The sequence below is a fragment of the Hymenobacter aerilatus genome, from assembly GCF_022921095.1.
In the GTDB taxonomy this organism is placed as follows: Bacteria; Bacteroidota; Bacteroidia; order Cytophagales; family Hymenobacteraceae; genus Hymenobacter; species Hymenobacter aerilatus.
This window is the reverse complement of sequence record NZ_CP095053.1, coordinates 970,282-987,164: the sequence shown is the minus strand read 5'-3', so window position 1 is coordinate 987,164 and position 16,883 is coordinate 970,282. Positions and strand designations below refer to the sequence as shown.

The following is a 16,883-nucleotide window of genomic DNA, read 5'->3' as shown; positions in this document are numbered from 1 at the left end:
TTCTACCCTCCTACCTTCCTACCCCCATTCCCTCCTACCTATACCCCCATGCCTGCCTATACCATCAAGCACCGCACCCGCTACGCCTACGCCGCGCCGGTTATTGACTGCGCCAACCAAGTGATGGTGTACCCCCTACCCGACGACCGGTTGGAGGTGAAGAAGCACGAGCTGATTATCACACACACCCCGGAAGTGGAGGTGTTCACCGATTATTTCGGCAACCAGGTCGGCGTATTTTCGGTGATTGCTCCGCACTCGGAGCTGCTGATTGACTCGCTGGCGGAAGTGGTGACGCACCCCATCCAGTTCCCGATGGACGAGCAGCCGGCCGCCGAGCAGTGGCAGCACCTGCACGCCCTGCGCGGCGATGCTGAGTTCTTCGACTTCCTCGCTCCGGAGCACTCAGCTGCTACCGAGGCCATTCGTGCGACCCTGGATGCTGTGGTGAACCGCACGGAGAAACCGCTAAAAAACGCCTTGGTGCTGTCGGAATACGTGTACGACCACTTTGCGTACCAGCAAGGCGTGACCAATGTGGAAACGCCCACAGAAGAAATCTGGCGCTTGCAAGCTGGCGTGTGTCAGGACTTTGCGCACATTCTACTCTTTATGCTACGCCTCTACGGCATTCCGGCGCGCTACGTGAGCGGCTACATCTGCCCCAAGGATGAGGGCGTGCGCGGCACCGGCGCCACCCACGCCTGGGTGGAAGCTTACATCCCGTTTTACGGCTGGCTGGGCCTCGACCCTACCAACAACTGCATCGTGAACGACGGCCACGTGCGCATGGCCATCGGCCGCAACTTCTCGGACTGCACACCCGTGAAGGGCACTTACAAAGGCACCAGCGCCCACCGCCTAGAGGTGTCCGTGCACATCGAAAACGGCACGCCCCTGACTGCTCCTACCCCCACCGAGCCCATCTATACGCAAGAGGTAGCCGCGCCTATATTGCCCGTCAATTCCTATCGCAAGTACCTGGACTTGCAACAGCAGCAACAGCAACAACAGTAAATAGAACGTCATGCTGAGCTTGTCGCAGCATGACGTTCGTAATTATTAACTCTTCCCTACCCTAAAAATGCTTGAAGCCCTGCGCACGCAGGGGCACAGCTTGACCGGCTTTAGTGATGAGATTGGCGCCTTCGCTTTGGGGCACCATGTGGCCAATGATGGTGATGTCGGGGTGGTTTTTGATTTTGTCGTGGTCGGCGAGGGGCACCGTGAACAGCAGCTCGTAGTCCTCGCCACCGTTGAGCATGCACATAATGGGGTCGAGGCTGAACTCCTCGGCCACCTCCAGGGTAGGGTTGGCGATGGGCAGATTTTCGGTGAATACGCGCGCCCCTACCCCACTGGCCTGGCACAGGTGCAGGGTTTCGGAAGCCAATCCATCCGAAATGTCGATCATGCTGGTGGGCATGATACCCAGCTCGCGCAGTTCGTAAATCACATCCATGCGGGCTTCGGGCCGAAGCTGGCGCTGCACCACGTAGCTATACTTTTCCAGCTCGGGCTGAAACTCAGGGTCGGCTTGCCAGGCTTGCTTTTCGCGTTCCAGCACTTGCAAGCCCAGCAGGGCGCCGCCCAGGTCGCCGGTCACGCAAAGTAGGTCGTTGGCCTGCGCGCCGCTGCGGCGCACGGCCTGGCCTTGCGCCACCTGCCCCAGCACCGTCACGCTGATGGTGAGGCCACCGCGGCTGGCAGTGGTGTCGCCGCCTACCAGGTCCACGTTGTAGGCCTCGCAGGCCAGACGCATGCCTTCGTACAGCTCCTCAATGGCCTCCACCGAGTAGCGGGCACCCACAGCAATACCCACCACGATCTGGGTAGGCGTGGCATTCATGGCCGCCACATCCGACACGTTCACGGCCACGGCCTTGTAGCCCACATGCTTCAGGGGGCAAAACGTGAGGTCGAAGTGCACGCCCTCCACCAGCAAATCGGTGCTGATAACGGTATCCTGTCCGGCTGCCGGGCTCAGAATCGCCGCATCATCGCCAATACCAAGCGTGGTGCTGGGCTGGCGCAGCGTGATGGTTTGCTGCAGGCGGTTGATTAGGCCGAACTCGCCGAGGGCGTTTAAAGGGGTAACAGAGCTCATAGGGTAGGAATCTTGAAGAAGGTAGGGCCAGCCGTTTGGACATTGGATTGCCCAAACGGCCGACGCACTGGCAAAGGTAGCCACAACACGCGGCCGGGCCAGGGTGTTTCCTTCTACGCAGCAACCGATGCCGACGTCGCCCCTTGCCCTACCCTAGTTCAACCCCGCCACCAGCTTGCGCCAGGCGTCCTGCTCGGGGATGCCGGGCTTGCGCTTGCCAAAGAACAGCAGCAGGTTGTTGCCCTGCGCATCAAACAGCTCCAGCGAGGTCACGATGCCATCGGTAGTAGGCTTTTGCACCACCCAGCTTTCGGCCACGTCTTCGGCTTTGAGGTGGAGGTTGAAATCCGGGTCGAGCACGTTCAACCACGGCCCCATGGGCACAATGCGGTGCACAAGGCCGGTATGAATCTGGATGCAGCCGCGGCTACCTACAAACAGCATCACGGGCAACTCTTGGGCGGCAGCGGCTTGCAGAGCCTGGTCTACGGCGTCGTTGCCTACCTGCCGCACCAGCTCAGGTGGACCCAGGCGCAGGGCCTGTGTACGCGTGACGCCAAACTTACGCAGCAAACCAAAAAACGCGTGCGTATCGGGCAAGGCCCGCCACGCCGCCCGGAAGCCTTCCACGTCAATGGTATCGTCGGCGGCTTCGGCGGCGGGGGTAGGCGCGGGCTCTACTGCCACGTCCGGCGACTGGTCCTCGGCCCGGAACTGCGTTACCAGCGCATCGTAGGCGGCTGCGTTGCTTTCTTCGAGTAGGTAGATTTTGTGCACTGCTTCGCCGTCTTTGGCGAAAAACTGGAGGCTGCGGCGGCCACCTTCGCTTACCGCAAAGCCGTGCTGCCAGTGCATCAGGAACAAACGCAGGTCAATATCCTCGCCCAGTACCAGCCCCATTGGGCCGTTGATGGCCACCTCGAGGTAGGGGCCTTTGCGCTCGTGCACCACGCTGTGGTTGCGGGTGAGAGCCATCACGCGGTCCAAGGTAGGCACTTGCTTGAGGATGTCGGCAAACTCGGCGCGCAGCCGCGTCACAGGCGCATTGGCCTGGCCGGTGCATTGCGTTACCAGCAGCTCCATTTCGCTCACGCCCAGGTCCTCAGCCGCGTTGCGGATGCGGCTTTTGGGGTGTTGCTGGCGGTACTCGGCCCAGCGTCGGGCCAGGGCAGGAATTGAGATAGTGGCGATTGACATAGGGAATGATGAAGTTGCGAGGTTGTGAAATTGTGAAATAGTAGCCTTCTTATTTTGTCATCTCTACTCTACGTCTGTCATCCTGAGCAGAGCGAAGGACCTTCTCACGCCTGCACGATGAACGTACCAACGACTCGTTCTCGCGTGATAAGGTCCTTCGCTCTGCTCAGGATGACAATTTAGAAATGACAGAATACATAGATTCCCTACCAATTCACCGTCGGGCACGGCACAATGAGTGGGCAATCATGATGAGGATGCGGCACGAGTTGCACGGGTAAGTCGAAGCCGACGAGGATGTTGGCGGCCGTCAGCACTTGGGCAGGCGGGCCATAGGCTAGCGGTTGCCCTTGATGCAGCAGCAATACCTGGTCGGCAAACTGCGCGGCTAGGTTGAGGTCGTGCAGTACCGCCACCACCCCAAAGCCCTTACTTACCAGTTCGCGGGCCACGGCCAGGGTGCGATGCTGGTGGTGCAGGTCGAGGCCGGTAAGGGGCTCGTCGAGGAGCAGGTAGCCAGGGTCGGCTTCCCACACCTGGGCCAGCACCCGCGCCAGCTGCACGCGCTGCTGCTCCCCACCCGACAGCGTAGGGTAGCTACGCTGGGCCATGCTGGTCATGCCCACCATTGCCAGCGCAGTCTCCACCACGTGGTAGTCGCGGGCGCTAGGCTGCCCCCCGAAGCGGGGGTAGCGGCCCATCATCACCAGCTCCTCTACCGAGAAAGCCAGCGCCAGCGCGTGCTGCTGCGTGAGCACGGCACGCTGCTGGGCCAGCTCGCCCGGCGACTGGCTCATCAGAGGCTGCCCCTGAAAGAAGATGCTTCCGCCGCTAGGTAGCAGGTCGCCGCTGAGCAGGCGCAGCAGGGTAGATTTGCCCGCCCCATTGGCTCCTAATATCACCATCAATTCGCCGGGGCGGGCACAGAAGGAAACCTGTTGCAGCAGGGTTTTCCGTCCGATGTGGTAGCTGATGTTTTGTACGTCGAACATGGGTAGTGATTCTTACAGTGGGCACCTCACCCCCCGGCCCCCGCAAATGCTTGATGCGCATTACCTCGGGGAGAGGGGGAGCCAGACGATGGAAGGTCTGCCTTTGCGTGTTATGTGGGAAACGTTCAGTTCGAAAAACTAAAACAACCGCCGTTTTTCGCGCAGTAGAATAGCGATGAAGGCCGGTGTGCCGAGCAGGGCCGTCAGGATGCCGATGGGCAGCTCGGTGGGGGCTACCACGGTGCGGGCCAGTGTATCGGCCAGGGTGAGCACAGCCGCTCCGCTCAGCGCCGAGCCTAATAGCACGCCCCGATGATCGGGGCCAGCCACCAAGCGCACTAGGTGCGGCACTACCAGCCCCAGAAAGCCAATGGCTCCTGCCACGGCCACCGACGTGCCCACGGCCAGGGTACTTAGTACAATCAGTTGGCGCTTGAGCGAAGCCACCGGCAGCCCCAGGTGAGCGGCCGGACCTTCGCCCAACGCCAACAGATTCAGTTGCTTGCCCAAGCGAGGCAGCCACAGCAACGGCACCGTCAGAAATGGTAGCACACTCAGGATAACAGGCCACGAAGCGCCGCCCAAGCTCCCCAACCCCCAAAACGTGATGCTGCGCAGCTGCGCATCGGTGGCTACATAGGTGAGCAACCCCGTGAGGGCACCCGCCAACGCGTTGATGGCAATGCCCGCCAGCAGCATGGTGCTCACCACCACCCTACCCCCTTCCTTCGAGAGTTGATACACGGCCAGCGTAGTGCCGCACGCACCTACAAACGCCGCCACTGGTAGCAGATACAATCCCAGCCACTCACCTACCGTCTGAAACAGCGTGACTTGCAGCACAATAGTAGCTACCGCCGCCAACGATGCCCCCGCCGATATGCCAATCAGCCCCGGATCGGCCAGGGGGTTGCGGAATAGCCCTTGCATAGCCGCCCCCGCCAGACCCAAACTGGCGCCTACCAACACGCCCAAACAAGCCCGCGGCAACCGAATGGCCCACAGCACGGCTTCTTGCTGCGGCTCAAACGCCAGGCTGGTCGATACACCAAGCTTCGCCAGTAAGATACCCAGCAGCGCCGTGGGGGCAATACGCATGGCACCCGCGCCCACGCTTACCACCACAGCCACCACCAGCAACACCACCGCGCCCCCCAGCATCAGCCGACGACGAGTAGCCGCGCCGGTACGAGTGGCGGTGAGGGTAGGAGTGGTAGATATCGGTGCAGCAGTGAGGGTAGGCATAGGGAAGTAGATATGATTGTTGTTCCAACTAGCGGAAGAAAGCTCGCGCGCAGGTTATTGCGTTTTCGTTACTTCATCAAGCGCGCTAGCTCAGCCGTGGCTTGTCCCAGGCGTGGACCGAAGCCGGTGAGCAACTGGCCATCCATTTCGATGACGCGGCCAGTGCGGCCGGCGGTGGTTTGGGCCACGCCGGGCACTTGCAGCAGCCCCGCTTTTCCGCCCAGACTTTCCAAGCCGCTGTCGAACAGCAGCAGATAGTCGGGGTTGGCCGCTACGAGGGCCTCGGCGGTAAGAGGTTTGAAGTCAGAGAATCCAACGGCCGCGTTCTGCCCACCGGCTAGTTGAATGACTTTTTCCACCGAGGTGCCCTGGCCGGCCACCATCATGGTACCGGTGCCGCGGGCGTACACAAACAGCACTTTCGGCGCTTTGGCGGGTCGTTGCACTTTCGTGAGGTCGGCGTCGAGCTTTTTGGTAAGCGCTGGTACTTGTGCCGTAGCGCCCAGCACGGCTGCCACTTCCTGCATCAGCTTTTTGGTGCCCGCCACCGAGTAGTCCTGCTTGAACAGGTGCACCGTCACGCCCGCCGAGCGCAGCTGCGCCGCCACCTCCGGCTTTATCGATTCGGTAGTACCCAGCACCAGGGTAGGACGCAGGGCCAGCACGCCCTCGGCCGAGATGCTGCGGGTATGCCCTACCTTGGGCAGCTTTGCCAGCGCGGTGGGGTAGGTACTGGTTACGTCTACACCCACTAGGTTGGCCTGTTGGCCCAGGTCGCACACTATTTCGCTGATGGTGCCGCTCAGTGACACAATGCGGGCGGGCGCGGCGGCATAGCCTAGCTCGGCGGCAGCCAGCAGCAAGAATAAGAGCAACGGTTTCAGAAATTGCTTGAGCATGAGCAATGAAAAGAGAAGGTGAACGAGTGATTTGTGCCGGCACCAGGCAGGTAGGGTAGGCGCTCCATATCGCCGCGCCTACCCACCCAGACCGGACTTTATTTCAGGTTGCGCGAGCCGTCGGGCTGGTATAGGTAGCGGAAGGTGTAGCCAGTGGGCGAGGTAGCTGTGGGCGCCGCAGGCGCATCTTTGTAGTAGCTCACCACTTCCATTTTGGCGTATTTGCCCTCGGCGGTTTGCAGCATAATGACCTTGCCGGCAAGGGGCGTAATGATGTGCGTGGTGGAGTTGTAGTTGTACCAGCCATTGCCCGAGCCCTTGGGAATGGCTTTCGCAGTGCCGGCATCTTGCTTATATCCGGTTGGGGGCGCTTCGGTAATTTCCGTAAACAGCCCATCTACCACTTGGGCGCTACCCTTGCCGGGGCCGCTGGTGCCGCCATTCACCAGAATGTCGGTGCCGCGCACGGCAATGTCCCACTTCGTCGAGGCCGAGTCGGTGTAGGACACCTCTTTGTTGGTAGCCAGGTTGTAGAACGCGTGGTGTTTAGGCGTGGAGGGCTGACCGGTGCCGGTGGCACTACCCACGGCGGGGGCTAGGTTGCTGGCCGTCTGCACTTGCAAGGCCGGCGCCACGGCGTTGGTGTCAGCCGAGTCGTCGGAGCAGGCGGTCAGGCCTAAGGTAGCCGTGGTCAGGGTAAGTAGGGCAACACGGGAGAGAAGAGCGTTCATCTGAAAGCAGCGTATAGTGATTGGAAAAGGGAAATCGTTGGGGTAGGGCTACTTCTGCCCGATGGCCACTACCAGGCTGGCGTAGTACTGGCGGCCCGGCAGCGTGCTAATGTTGGCCGCGTCGGTGAAATTCAGAGCGTTGTCGATGCCGGCCTGCACGGTGTAGCGCTGGCGCAGGGTTTTGCTGGCAGCCAGGTTCCAGACCCAGTAGCCTGCTACGTACTCATTATCAGCGTCCAGGATCTGATTGCCGTTGCGGTCCTGCAAGCCATAGCGCCCCCGGTAAATCCCGCGCAGACTGGCCGAGTAGCCCCGCCGCATATCCTGGTAAAACAGCTTCACGTTGCCGGAATGGCGCGAGCGGTTGTACAACCCGCCGTAGTCACCCACCGGCACCCGCTCGGTGACAAGGGAGGTAGGGTCGCGGCGGTACACCTCGCCATTTTTCAGCCGCTCTACCACGGCTTTGTCTTTGGCAATCAGGTACTGGTAGCCCGCGCTCAGCGTGAGGCCCGGCAGCAGTGGGTAGCTGGCTTCCGCCTCCGCGCCTTGGGTGTAGGCCCGGCTCACGTTGCGGTACGAGTACACCGACTGCCCATTAGTTTTCTGCGCCACCGCCGCCGTTTCAATCAGGTTTTTCAGGTCATTATGAAAGAGGTTGACCGTCAGGTTCAGCTTATTGCCGGGCGTGAGCTGCACGCCCACATTGTAGGCGCGGGAGCTTTCGGCAGTGAGGCTACTGGCCTGATCGAGCAGCGTTTGGCTGATCAGCAACTCGCCCGTAGCGGCGTCGCGGGCAATCTGATTCTGAGCGGCCAGCTGGGCTACCTTCTCCCCTACCTGATGCGTACCGAACACGCTGTACCCTACTACCGGATTGGCGAAATTGAGGTAAAGCTGGCGGAAATCGGGGGCCCGGAAGCCCCTACCCGCCGAGCCGCGCACCGCCAGCCACGGTAGCGCCTGGTAGCGCCCCGAGAGCTTGGGGCTGAGCTGTCCCCGGTACTGGCTGTGCCCATCGTATCGGGCGCCAGCCACCAGGTTCAGACCCGACACCGGCGACCAATCATCCTGTACAAACCCATAGCCCGAGCGCATCCGTTGACGTTGGTCGTAGCGGGTGGCTTCCACGGTTTCGGTGAGGTAACCGCCGCCTACCGTAAGCAGGTGCTGCGGGTGCAACTGCCAGTCGAGCTGGGCCTCGGGGCGCGTGAACGTCTGGTGGAAGTAGCTGGCGTCGTAGGGCGCGCCGGTAGTTGTGTAGGTGTAGTCTTCCTTGGTGCGGTAGCCAGCGTGGTAGAAGCGCGCCGTGCCGAAGAGCTTGTCGGAGAATGTGTGCGTCAGCACCGGATTTACGCTGTAGTCCAACTGCCGGCCCTTGCTGCGCACGTCGGCTATGGTGCCATCCTCGCCCGTTATGGGCATCGTGCTTTCTTGATTTTCAATAAAATATCGCCCCGACACGCTCAAATTGGTATGCTCCCCTACCCTATAGGTGAGGCGCGATTGGCCGGTATAGCTGGCGAAGGGAGGCACCGTGGCCGTACCGCTTTCGGGTTGCAGGGTGTAGCCTTGGGAGCTGTAGCGGTTAGCGAAAACCGTGAGGCCCAGCCGTTCGCCTTTGGTGTTGAAGGTACCGCCCAAATCGGTGGTGCGGTTGGAGCCGTAGCGCAGGCGCACGTCGCCGCGGGTGCCGGGCTGGGGCTTTTGGGTGATGATGTTGACCACGCCCGCCAGCGCCTCCGAGCCCCACAGTGCCGAGGCCGGCCCCTTCACTACCTCTACTCGCTCAATGTTGCCCACCGCCAAGCGCGACAATTCCAGCGTACCGGCCGTGCGGCCAATCAGCGGCTCACCGTCCACCAAGATTAGGGTGTACTCGGGGTTGAGGCCTTGCAGCTGCACGCCCCGGCCGTGGTCGGCTACGAGGGTAAGGCCGGTTTGCTCACTTAGCACGTCGTTGAGGCGCAATGAGCCCATGGCCTGGATTTGCGCTTTGCTTACCACCGTCACCGGAATTGGCACTTCCGTCAGGGCCTTTTCCGTGCGGGTGGCTGTTACAACCACTTCGCCTAGCGTGCGCCCCCGGAGCCGAACCGTGTCTGCCGGCGCTACTGGCCGCTGGGCCAATGCGGCCAGCGGAGCAGTCAGCAACAACAAACAAAGACGAACACAAGCCATAGTGGAAGAAGTCGTTGCGGTTACAGCTTGGTTAATCGGGGCCATTCCGCCGAACAGCCCCGATGGTCACCAAACCACTGTTTAGAAATATTCTAAACAGTGACACAAAAGTAGCCTCCCACATTTCAGATGCAAGCCTTATTTAGATTTTATTTAAATAAATTTTATCTGGTGCACAAAAAAGCCGACCCGGTAAATCGGGTCGGCGAGCTAGAGCAGCACAATCTACAAGAGTGCTGCGGCTACGGACGTGTGTTTAGCGAGTCGCGCTTTTCTATGGCGTCAATTAACTGACTCGCAGTAAATTCCTTACTCAGGTTGATGTAACCAGCTGGCGTGATACGACGGCCACTGTTGGTAACGAAGGTAGGGCGCACGCGCATGGTCAGGCGTACGGGCTGACGGTCACGGTCGGCAAAGCCCAGCACCAAATCGGCCAAGGACTCGCCCGACTCCTCGCTCAGCATCTCGCGCAAATTACTTTCCACCGTGATGGGTGCCAGGGTAGTACCGCCATTGGGCGCTACCTCAATCCGCTGCGTGGAGCGGCCTTTGGCTACCTGCTTCCCGCCGATGAGCGCTATGTAATCCAACTCATTTAGGGCAGCCATCTCATCATTCGGATTGCGAATTTCCAGATTCACCAGCATGCGCAGGGGCAAGTTGCCGGAGGTATAGGCGGCGGCCAGGCGGGCCTTGTCCACGGTGCTCAGGTCGCTAAGCTGCCGGATCTGCATGATATCGACGCCGGCCACGGTGGCTTGCTGCACCGATGCCAGACGAATCTGTGCGTCCTTAAACGCCTTGGCTTGCTGCACCTGATCGGAAATGCCGCAACCAGTGAACTGCAGAAGTAGCAGCAGGCACAGGCCCGCCAGTAGAGAACGGTGCTTGGTGGGGTGAGGTAGGGGTAGCATACAGGAGGAGAATAGGTGAGAATTGAGTAGCTATACCAGCGCCGGTTTGCGTGGGTTACTGCTCAGCTTCTGTTTATCATAATATTGTTTTAGAATCTGTTTGCCAAAGACTTCTACACCGCTACCTGCTACCTCTTCATAGAGCCCGCACTATCGTGTCGGTTTGCGAAGCCGCCGGCAAGCCGCCTTATAAAAGGCCAACGCCCACCTTGTGCAGGTGGGCGTTGGTAAAAGCAATACTGGTAAGAGGCTACAGCTTCGCCATTTCCTCGCGCACAAAATCGGCCAGGCTGCGCAGGTATTCCGTGCTAAAATCGAAGCGAATACCGGCTGCCTCGTAAATCTCTCCGATGGGCGCGGTGTAGCCAAGCGCCAAAGCACGCTTGTAGGCATCCAGTCCTTCCTGTGCATCCTGGCGGTAATTGCGCCACACGGCAATGGCGCCTAGCTGGGCCATGGCGTATTCGATGTAGTAGAACGGCACTTCGTAGAGGTGCAACTGCTTTTGCCAGAGGTAGGGCTTGTAAGTACCTAAGCCCTGCCAGCTCACAGTACGCTGGTTGAACTCGTCGAATATCTCCGTCCAGCGCTGGTGCCGCTCGGCCTCGGTGTGCTGCGGATTTTCGTATACCCAGTGCTGAAATTTGTCGATGGTGGCTACCCAGGGGAAAGTTTCGAGCACGCCTTCGAGGTGAGTACGCTTGGCGCGGCGCAACTCGTCGGGGTCCGGGAAGAATTCGTCCCAGTAATCCATGCTCATCAGCTCCATGCTCATCGAGGCCAGCTCGGCTACTTCGGATGGTGGGTGCTTGTCGGCAGAGAGGGGTAGGCGACGCGTCAGGAAAGAGTGCACGGCGTGGCCACCCTCATGCAGCAGCGTCACCACATCGCGCAGGGAGGCGGTGGCATTCATAAAGATGAACGGCACGCCGGTTTCGTCCAGCGGATAGTTGTAGCCGCCCGGCGCCTTGCCCTTGCGCGACTCCAGATCGAGGTGGCCCATCTGGCGCATGGTGCGCAGGCACTCGCCCAAGAAGGGGTCGAGGCGCTGGAACACGGTAATGGTCTTTTCCAGTAGCTCCTCCCCTGTTTCAAACGGCCGCAACGGCGCTTTGCCGGAGGTATCTACGTCGAGGTCCCAGGGGCGCAGTTCGGGTAGGCCCAGGTCTTGGCGGCGCTCCAGGTCGAGGTCATCAATGAGGGGTACCACGGTTTCACGAATGGCGCGGTGGAAGTTGAAGCAGTCCTCGGCCGTGTAGTCGAACCGGCCCAGCGCGGCAAACATGTAGTCGCGGAAGTTGGCGAAACCAGCGTTGCGGGCCATCTGGTCGCGCAGGGCCACTAGCTCCGTAAATAGCTTGTCGAGGGCCTTGGCATCCTGCAAGCGGCGCTCCTGAATGGCGCGGTAGGCCGTTTCGCGCACGGTGCGGTCGGTGCTCTTGAGGTTATCGGCGGCGCGGGGTAGGGTTACTTCCTCCCCGTCCAGGGTCACCGTCATGGCGCCTACCGTAGACGCGTACTGCTGCTGCTTGGTGCTGGTTTCGGTTTTCAGCGGAATGTTCTCGGCGCGGTAGATGTCTAGGGCCTGCCGCACCGAGCGGATAAACACGCGGTAGCGGTCCTGGTCCAGCTCGGGCAGGTAGGGCGAAGCCATCAGCTTTTCGTTGAGGGCATGGTCATAGGGCGCTACCTGCGGCTCCACCTCATTCACAAAAAATTGAAACGCCTCGGCCCGCTCCTGGCTCTGCGTGTCCGACGTCATGCGGATGTAGCGCCACGCCAAGTCCTCACTCAGCACCGATTCCAGCTCCGAACGGTCGAGCAACCAGGATTCCAGCTCAGCCGCGGAGGTAATTTCCCGGTCGCGCAACTCCTCAAAATAGGCCTGTAAAGAAGCCCAATCGGTTACCGCAAACGACTCGGGCAGGTAGCGGCGCGCCAGACGCTGCGTATCGGTAGCCAGCTCAGTAGCCGACGCGGGAGCAAGATTCATATAGTCTGTTATTTAATTCGGGGTAGGAAAAGGGCCCGTCGAGATTGCACCGGGTCAATACTACGTAACTACCAAGCAGCCGTACAGGTTTTAGTCGCAGAGCGTCGGTTTGTCAGGTTGGCGGGCAAATTCGAACAGGGTAGCCAACTGCGACCTGGTAATACGGTCGGTAGACAGCTCCAGGTTGTCCAGCTCCGATTCGTGTACCCAGCGGGCCTCGCCGGTTTCCACGTTGTCGTTGCCCAGCTCGCCGCCTACCACCTCGCATAGCACGCAGCACTTGTACACGTACCAGGGCTGTGGGGGATGCGGGTGCTGCTTTTTATCGAACAGGGCCAATAGGCGCACCGCCCGCACGTGCAGGCCAGTTTCTTCCTCGGCTTCTTTTTCGGCTACCTCAAAGGGCGTCAGGCCCACATCGGCCCAGCCACCGGGTAGGGTCCAGCGGTTGTGGTCCATTTTTTCCTGCACCATCAGCACTTCATCGGTTCCCCGAAACACCACTACCCGCACATCCACCTTGGGAGTCTGGTAGCCCGTTTCGGAGGTGAAAAAGGCGGTTACTTTTTCCAGCGGCTCTTCCGTCAGTCCGGCCACCATCTGCACGCTCAGCGCCCTGATTTCGGCGTAGCGCTCCTGGTCGAACGGGCTGTTTTTTGAGTATTCCAGACCAGCTTGCGCTAGCGCCTGTAGGCGCTGGGCAATGGTCAGCCACCGGGTTGTGTCCATGACGGAAGGTAAGCAAATGCTAGCTCGACTGCTAATCTATTTCAATCACCACATCCTTGGTGAGCGGGTGCGCCACGCACACTAGTATGTAGCCCTTGGCCATTTCAGAGTCCGACAGGCCTTCACGCTCATCAAGGTGCACTTTACCACTCAAGCACTTACCACGGCAGGCGGTGCACAGGCCCGCCTGGCAAGAGTAGGGCAGGTCGATATCCAGGTCGAGAGCCGCCTCCAGAATAGTCTGATCGGGCGCCACGTCAAATTGGTACTCGCTGCCTTCGTACTGAACGGTCACCTGGCGGGTAGCCGAGGCATCGTCGTCATCGGCCGTCGATACGTCGCCGTGGCCGCTGGGCTGCGCGGCGGCAGTTTCAGCCGAGTCGGCGGCGGCCACGAAACTCTCGCGGTGAATCTGCGCGGCCGGCACGCCCAATAGGTCCAGGGCGGCGCGGGCTTCGTTCATCATGCCTTCGGGTCCGCACATGTAATACTCAGCCTGCGCCGGCAAGCTGGCGTGGCGCTGCTCCAGAATACGCAGCAGCATGGTGCGGTTGAGGCGGCCGGTGTACTGGTGCGGCTTGCCACTGGCGGGCGTGTGCGGCTGACTATACACATGCTCTACCTGCAAGCGCCCACCCGACTGTGCCTCCAGCTGAGCTAGTTGCTGCCGGAAAATCACCGAGTCTTCGGTGCGGTTACCGTACACGAGCAGCACTTGGCTGCGGGGCTCCTCGCGCAGCACCGCTTTCAGCATGCTCATGAGCGGGGTGATGCCACTGCCGGCGCCGATGAGCACCAACGAGCGGGCCGCGCTGGAATCAGGCTTCAGGGTGAAGTTACCGAGTGGCGCCATGGCCTCTACTTGCTGCCCTACCCGCACCGTATCGAGCAAGTAGTTGCTGACCAGGCCACCGGCCACGCGCTTCACCGTGACGGCCAGGCGCGGGGCCTCACTGGGCGTGCTGCTAAGCGAGTAGGCCCGCCGCTCTTTTTTGCCGCCGGGGCCGCAGGGCAGAATCAGGGTCAGAAACTGGCCGGGCTGGCTGGCAATGGGCTGGCGGTCGGGGCTTTCGAGGTGAATCGTAACGGCGTCGGGCGCTTCCTGGGTGAGGTCAACGACGTTCAGCGTGAGGTAAGACATGCTAGGTAAACTTAGGAACTGAGGGGTTTAGGAACCAGGGAACTCAGCAGGTAAACAATGCTATGAGCTACCGGTTTGGGGGGCGCAAAGTACGGGATTCCGCACCGGATGACGTAGCTTATGCCCGTATTTACGTGTTTTGCTGGCAGATTGGGCATTACCTGCCGTACAGTATTTTCGCCTACCCTACCTAGTACCCAACGCCACAGGCCCTCATTCCCTAAAAACGCTATGTCTTCTTCCCTTGCCGAACTGCTAGAGCGCCACCAACACGAGTTTGGACCAGTGCTGCCTGTTGACCTTAGTGCGCCCGATGTGGCTCGCCTGGATTTCACTGCGGCCAATGCGCTGTTGGCTGATGTTGACCTGCGCGATACGGATGCTTTTTCTGATTTGGTGGCGCGCATGCTCGCCGCACAGCAGGCCGATATTGGCATTGGCGGCTACCTCGAAAACCGCGCTGTCTACCACCGCAGCCCTACCCTCTTCGCCGACGACAGAACCCCGGCCCGCACCCTGCACCTAGGCGTGGATGTGTGGCTGCGCGCCGGCACGCCCGTGTTAGCCCCACTCGATGCCGTGGTGCACAGCCTGGCCGACAATGCCAATTTCGGCGACTACGGCCCTACCGTGATTCTGCAACATCAGCTCGAAGACACGATTTTCTACACCCTCTACGGCCACCTCACCCGCCGCGAAACAGCGCTATTGCGTCCCGGCATGACCGTCGCCCAAGGCACCACCTTTGCCGAGGTAGGCCCCCCACCCGAAAACGGCGACTGGCCCCCGCACCTGCATTTCCAGGTAATAGCCGACCTGCAAGGCCGCCAGGGCGACTTTCCGGGCGTGGCGGCCCCAGCAGAGCGGGAGCAATGGGCAGCGCTGTGTCCTGATCCGCATTTGATTCTGCAAAGCCAGGTTGTCTGAACCACGGATTCGCTTGAATTTATCGGATTGCACGGATTTTGTGAGGTAGATGGAGGGTCGAGAAGTTATTTGGCTCTCTAATTTACCTTGATATATGTTGCTTGATACGCGCTACAATACTTTGACAGGAGCTGTAATTAGCTGTGCGATGCAAGTGCATCGCACATTGGGCAATGGCTTTCAGGAGGTGATTTACCAGCGTTATCTAGCACTGGAAATGGAGCGGGAAGGGCTGGTTTTCGCTCGTGAGGTAGAAATGCCACTGTACTATCGGGATACAGAAGTAGGCTCCCGTCGCGTCGATTTTCTGGTGGACGATACTGTGTTGGTGGAGTTGAAGGCACTAACCGAAATTGGCGCAGTGCATTTTGCTCAGACCATCAACTATCTAGAAGCCTACAAGCTGGAGGTAGGCCTACTAATCAATTTCGGGGAGACGAGCTTACGCTTTAAACGCTTCCTCAAAAACCAACCGCGCATCATCCCTTCCGGTTGAGAAAGAGTATTATACAGAGCCCAGTACGCGTACACCGCAGCCACAAAATCCGCGTAATCCGAAAAATCCGAGCGAATCCGTGGTTCAGACAGTTAGTCGAACTTAATAGCCGTCACCGGCCGAATGCGCGAGATGAGGTAGGTAGGCACTAGCACGGCTAGCAACGATGCCAGGAACGTAGCCACGTTCAGAACCACAATGATGAGCAGGTCCCAATGAATCGGCACGCGGTCCATGTAGTAGTTCTCGGGGTCGAGGGGGATGACATGGAAGAAGTACTGCACCGCGCAGAAGCCCAGCCCAATCACGTTGCCCCAGAGCATGCCGCGCACCGTGAGGCTCAGGCCGCGGAAGAAAAACATACTGCGAATCTGGTTGTCGGTGGCGCCAATGGCCTTTAGCACCCCAATCATGTTGGTACGCTCCAAAATCATGATAAAGATGGTGGCAATCATGTTGAACGTCGCCACCACAATAATGAGCACCAAGAAGATAACCACGTTGCGGTTGAGCAGCTTCAGCCAGTCGAAGAGCTGCTGATACTGCTCCGTAATCTTGTCGAGCTTCAGGTCGTAGGGAAGCTGCTCGTACATGTTGTCGGCTACCGGATTGAGCTGCTGGAAGTCGCGCAGCACCACTTCCATGCCGCCCACCAGCGAATCGGGCCAGGCGCGCAGGTCGCGTATCTGCCGGATATCGCCGATGACGTACACCTCGTCGAACTCGTCGAGGCCGGTCTGGTAGATACCGCTGACCTTGAAGCGCCGGATGCGGGGCGGATTCTGGATGAAGTAGAACAGTGCCTCGTCGCCTACTTTCAGGCGCAACTTGTCGGCTACTTTGCGCGAGAGTAGCACGTCGTTGCTGGCTGCCGTGTCGGGGAAGGTCAGAAACTTGCCAGCCACCAGGTTCTGGCGCATGGGCGAGCTACCGGCCTGCGGCTCGTCGATGCCCTTGAGCACCACGCCCAGCACCTCATCGCGGGTTTTGATAATGGCCGTTTTAATGGCAAACGGCTGCACGGTTTTCACCTGCGGAAACGTACGCAGCTCCTGCGTGAGCTGCTGCCCGTTGATGGGCGCCACCTCCAGCGAGTTGTTGGTGTCGTACTTAGTGATTTGCAGATGCGCCCCGAACGAGAAAATTTTGTTCTGAATTTCGTTGCGGAAGCCTTCCAGGATGGCAAACGACACAATCATCACGGCCAAGCCCATGGCAATGCTGATAATGGCTATTTTTGTCACCGACGAGGTAAAAGAACCTGAGTCGGCCCCATCAATCTTGTGGGATATGTACTGCGAGACGTTCACTGCCGTAAAGCTACGCGT

Annotated in this window: 15 protein-coding genes; 3 read left to right on the top strand and 12 right to left on the bottom strand. The window is 59.8% G+C overall.

The genetic code is table 11. The features are described from left to right. Positions 1 to 48: 48 nt before the first annotated feature. Positions 49 to 1,017, top strand: a complete 969-nt coding sequence (locus tag MUN82_RS04225) for a transglutaminase family protein (RefSeq protein ID WP_245095253.1) — start codon at positions 49 to 51, stop codon at positions 1,015 to 1,017. Positions 1,018 to 1,078: 61 nt separating this feature from the next. On the opposite strand, the gene thiL is transcribed toward MUN82_RS04225, so the two are convergent. From thiL to MUN82_RS04170, 11 genes are all read right to left on the bottom strand, one after another. Further along, positions 1,079 to 2,107 carry a thiamine-phosphate kinase gene (thiL, locus tag MUN82_RS04220; protein WP_245095252.1) on the bottom strand — a complete coding sequence of 343 codons (1,029 nt, stop codon included), beginning with the start codon at positions 2,105 to 2,107 and terminating at the stop codon, positions 1,079 to 1,081. A 153-nt stretch (positions 2,108 to 2,260) separates the two neighbouring features. Further along, positions 2,261 to 3,304 (bottom strand): hemin-degrading factor, encoded by a 1,044-nt coding sequence (locus tag MUN82_RS04215; RefSeq protein ID WP_245095251.1) that lies wholly within the window; start codon positions 3,302 to 3,304, stop codon positions 2,261 to 2,263. 206 nt (positions 3,305 to 3,510) lie between these two features. Further along, entirely contained in the window at positions 3,511 to 4,296 is a 786-nt protein-coding gene (locus MUN82_RS04210; RefSeq protein WP_245095249.1) for a heme ABC transporter ATP-binding protein, read from the bottom strand. Positions 4,297 to 4,434: 138 nt separating this feature from the next. Next, positions 4,435 to 5,541: a FecCD family ABC transporter permease gene (locus MUN82_RS04205; RefSeq protein ID WP_245095248.1), complete on the bottom strand. Its 1,107-nt coding sequence runs from the start codon at positions 5,539 to 5,541 to the stop codon at positions 4,435 to 4,437. 68 nt (positions 5,542 to 5,609) lie between these two features. Then, a complete protein-coding gene (locus tag MUN82_RS04200) occupies positions 5,610 to 6,440 on the bottom strand; it encodes a heme/hemin ABC transporter substrate-binding protein (RefSeq protein ID WP_245095247.1) in 831 nt (276 codons plus the stop codon). Between the two features lie 98 nt (positions 6,441 to 6,538). Then, positions 6,539 to 7,171, bottom strand: a complete 633-nt coding sequence (locus tag MUN82_RS04195; protein ID WP_245095245.1) for an HmuY family protein — start codon at positions 7,169 to 7,171, stop codon at positions 6,539 to 6,541. Positions 7,172 to 7,219: 48 nt separating this feature from the next. Beyond that, complete coding sequence (locus MUN82_RS04190) at positions 7,220 to 9,352, bottom strand: TonB-dependent receptor plug domain-containing protein (RefSeq protein ID WP_245095243.1); 2,133 nt, start codon at positions 9,350 to 9,352, stop codon at positions 7,220 to 7,222. 242 nt (positions 9,353 to 9,594) lie between these two features. After that, on the bottom strand, positions 9,595 to 10,269 hold the full coding sequence (locus MUN82_RS04185) for an LEA type 2 family protein (RefSeq protein ID WP_245095242.1): 675 nt from the start codon (positions 10,267 to 10,269) through the stop codon (positions 9,595 to 9,597). A gap of 250 nt (positions 10,270 to 10,519) precedes the next feature. Next, entirely contained in the window at positions 10,520 to 12,262 is a 1,743-nt protein-coding gene (locus MUN82_RS04180; protein ID WP_245095241.1) for a M3 family oligoendopeptidase, read from the bottom strand. Positions 12,263 to 12,352: 90 nt separating this feature from the next. Beyond that, positions 12,353 to 12,991, bottom strand: coding sequence for an NUDIX hydrolase (locus tag MUN82_RS04175; RefSeq protein ID WP_245095240.1), 639 nt, complete (start codon positions 12,989 to 12,991; stop codon positions 12,353 to 12,355). A gap of 31 nt (positions 12,992 to 13,022) precedes the next feature. Then, positions 13,023 to 14,132 carry a ferredoxin--NADP reductase gene (locus tag MUN82_RS04170; RefSeq protein WP_245095239.1) on the bottom strand — a complete coding sequence of 370 codons (1,110 nt, stop codon included), beginning with the start codon at positions 14,130 to 14,132 and terminating at the stop codon, positions 13,023 to 13,025. A 231-nt stretch (positions 14,133 to 14,363) separates the two neighbouring features. Here MUN82_RS04170 and MUN82_RS04165 point away from each other — a divergent pair, with 231 nt between their 5' ends. Then, a complete protein-coding gene (locus MUN82_RS04165; RefSeq protein ID WP_245095238.1) occupies positions 14,364 to 15,059 on the top strand; it encodes a peptidoglycan DD-metalloendopeptidase family protein in 696 nt (231 codons plus the stop codon). A gap of 94 nt (positions 15,060 to 15,153) precedes the next feature. Further along, positions 15,154 to 15,555, top strand: a complete 402-nt coding sequence (locus MUN82_RS04160; protein ID WP_245095237.1) for a GxxExxY protein — start codon at positions 15,154 to 15,156, stop codon at positions 15,553 to 15,555. Between the two features lie 92 nt (positions 15,556 to 15,647). Here MUN82_RS04160 and MUN82_RS04155 read toward each other — a convergent pair whose 3' ends face one another. After that, positions 15,648 to 16,865: an ABC transporter permease gene (locus MUN82_RS04155; protein WP_245095236.1), complete on the bottom strand. Its 1,218-nt coding sequence runs from the start codon at positions 16,863 to 16,865 to the stop codon at positions 15,648 to 15,650. Positions 16,866 to 16,883: the final 18 nt, after the last annotated feature.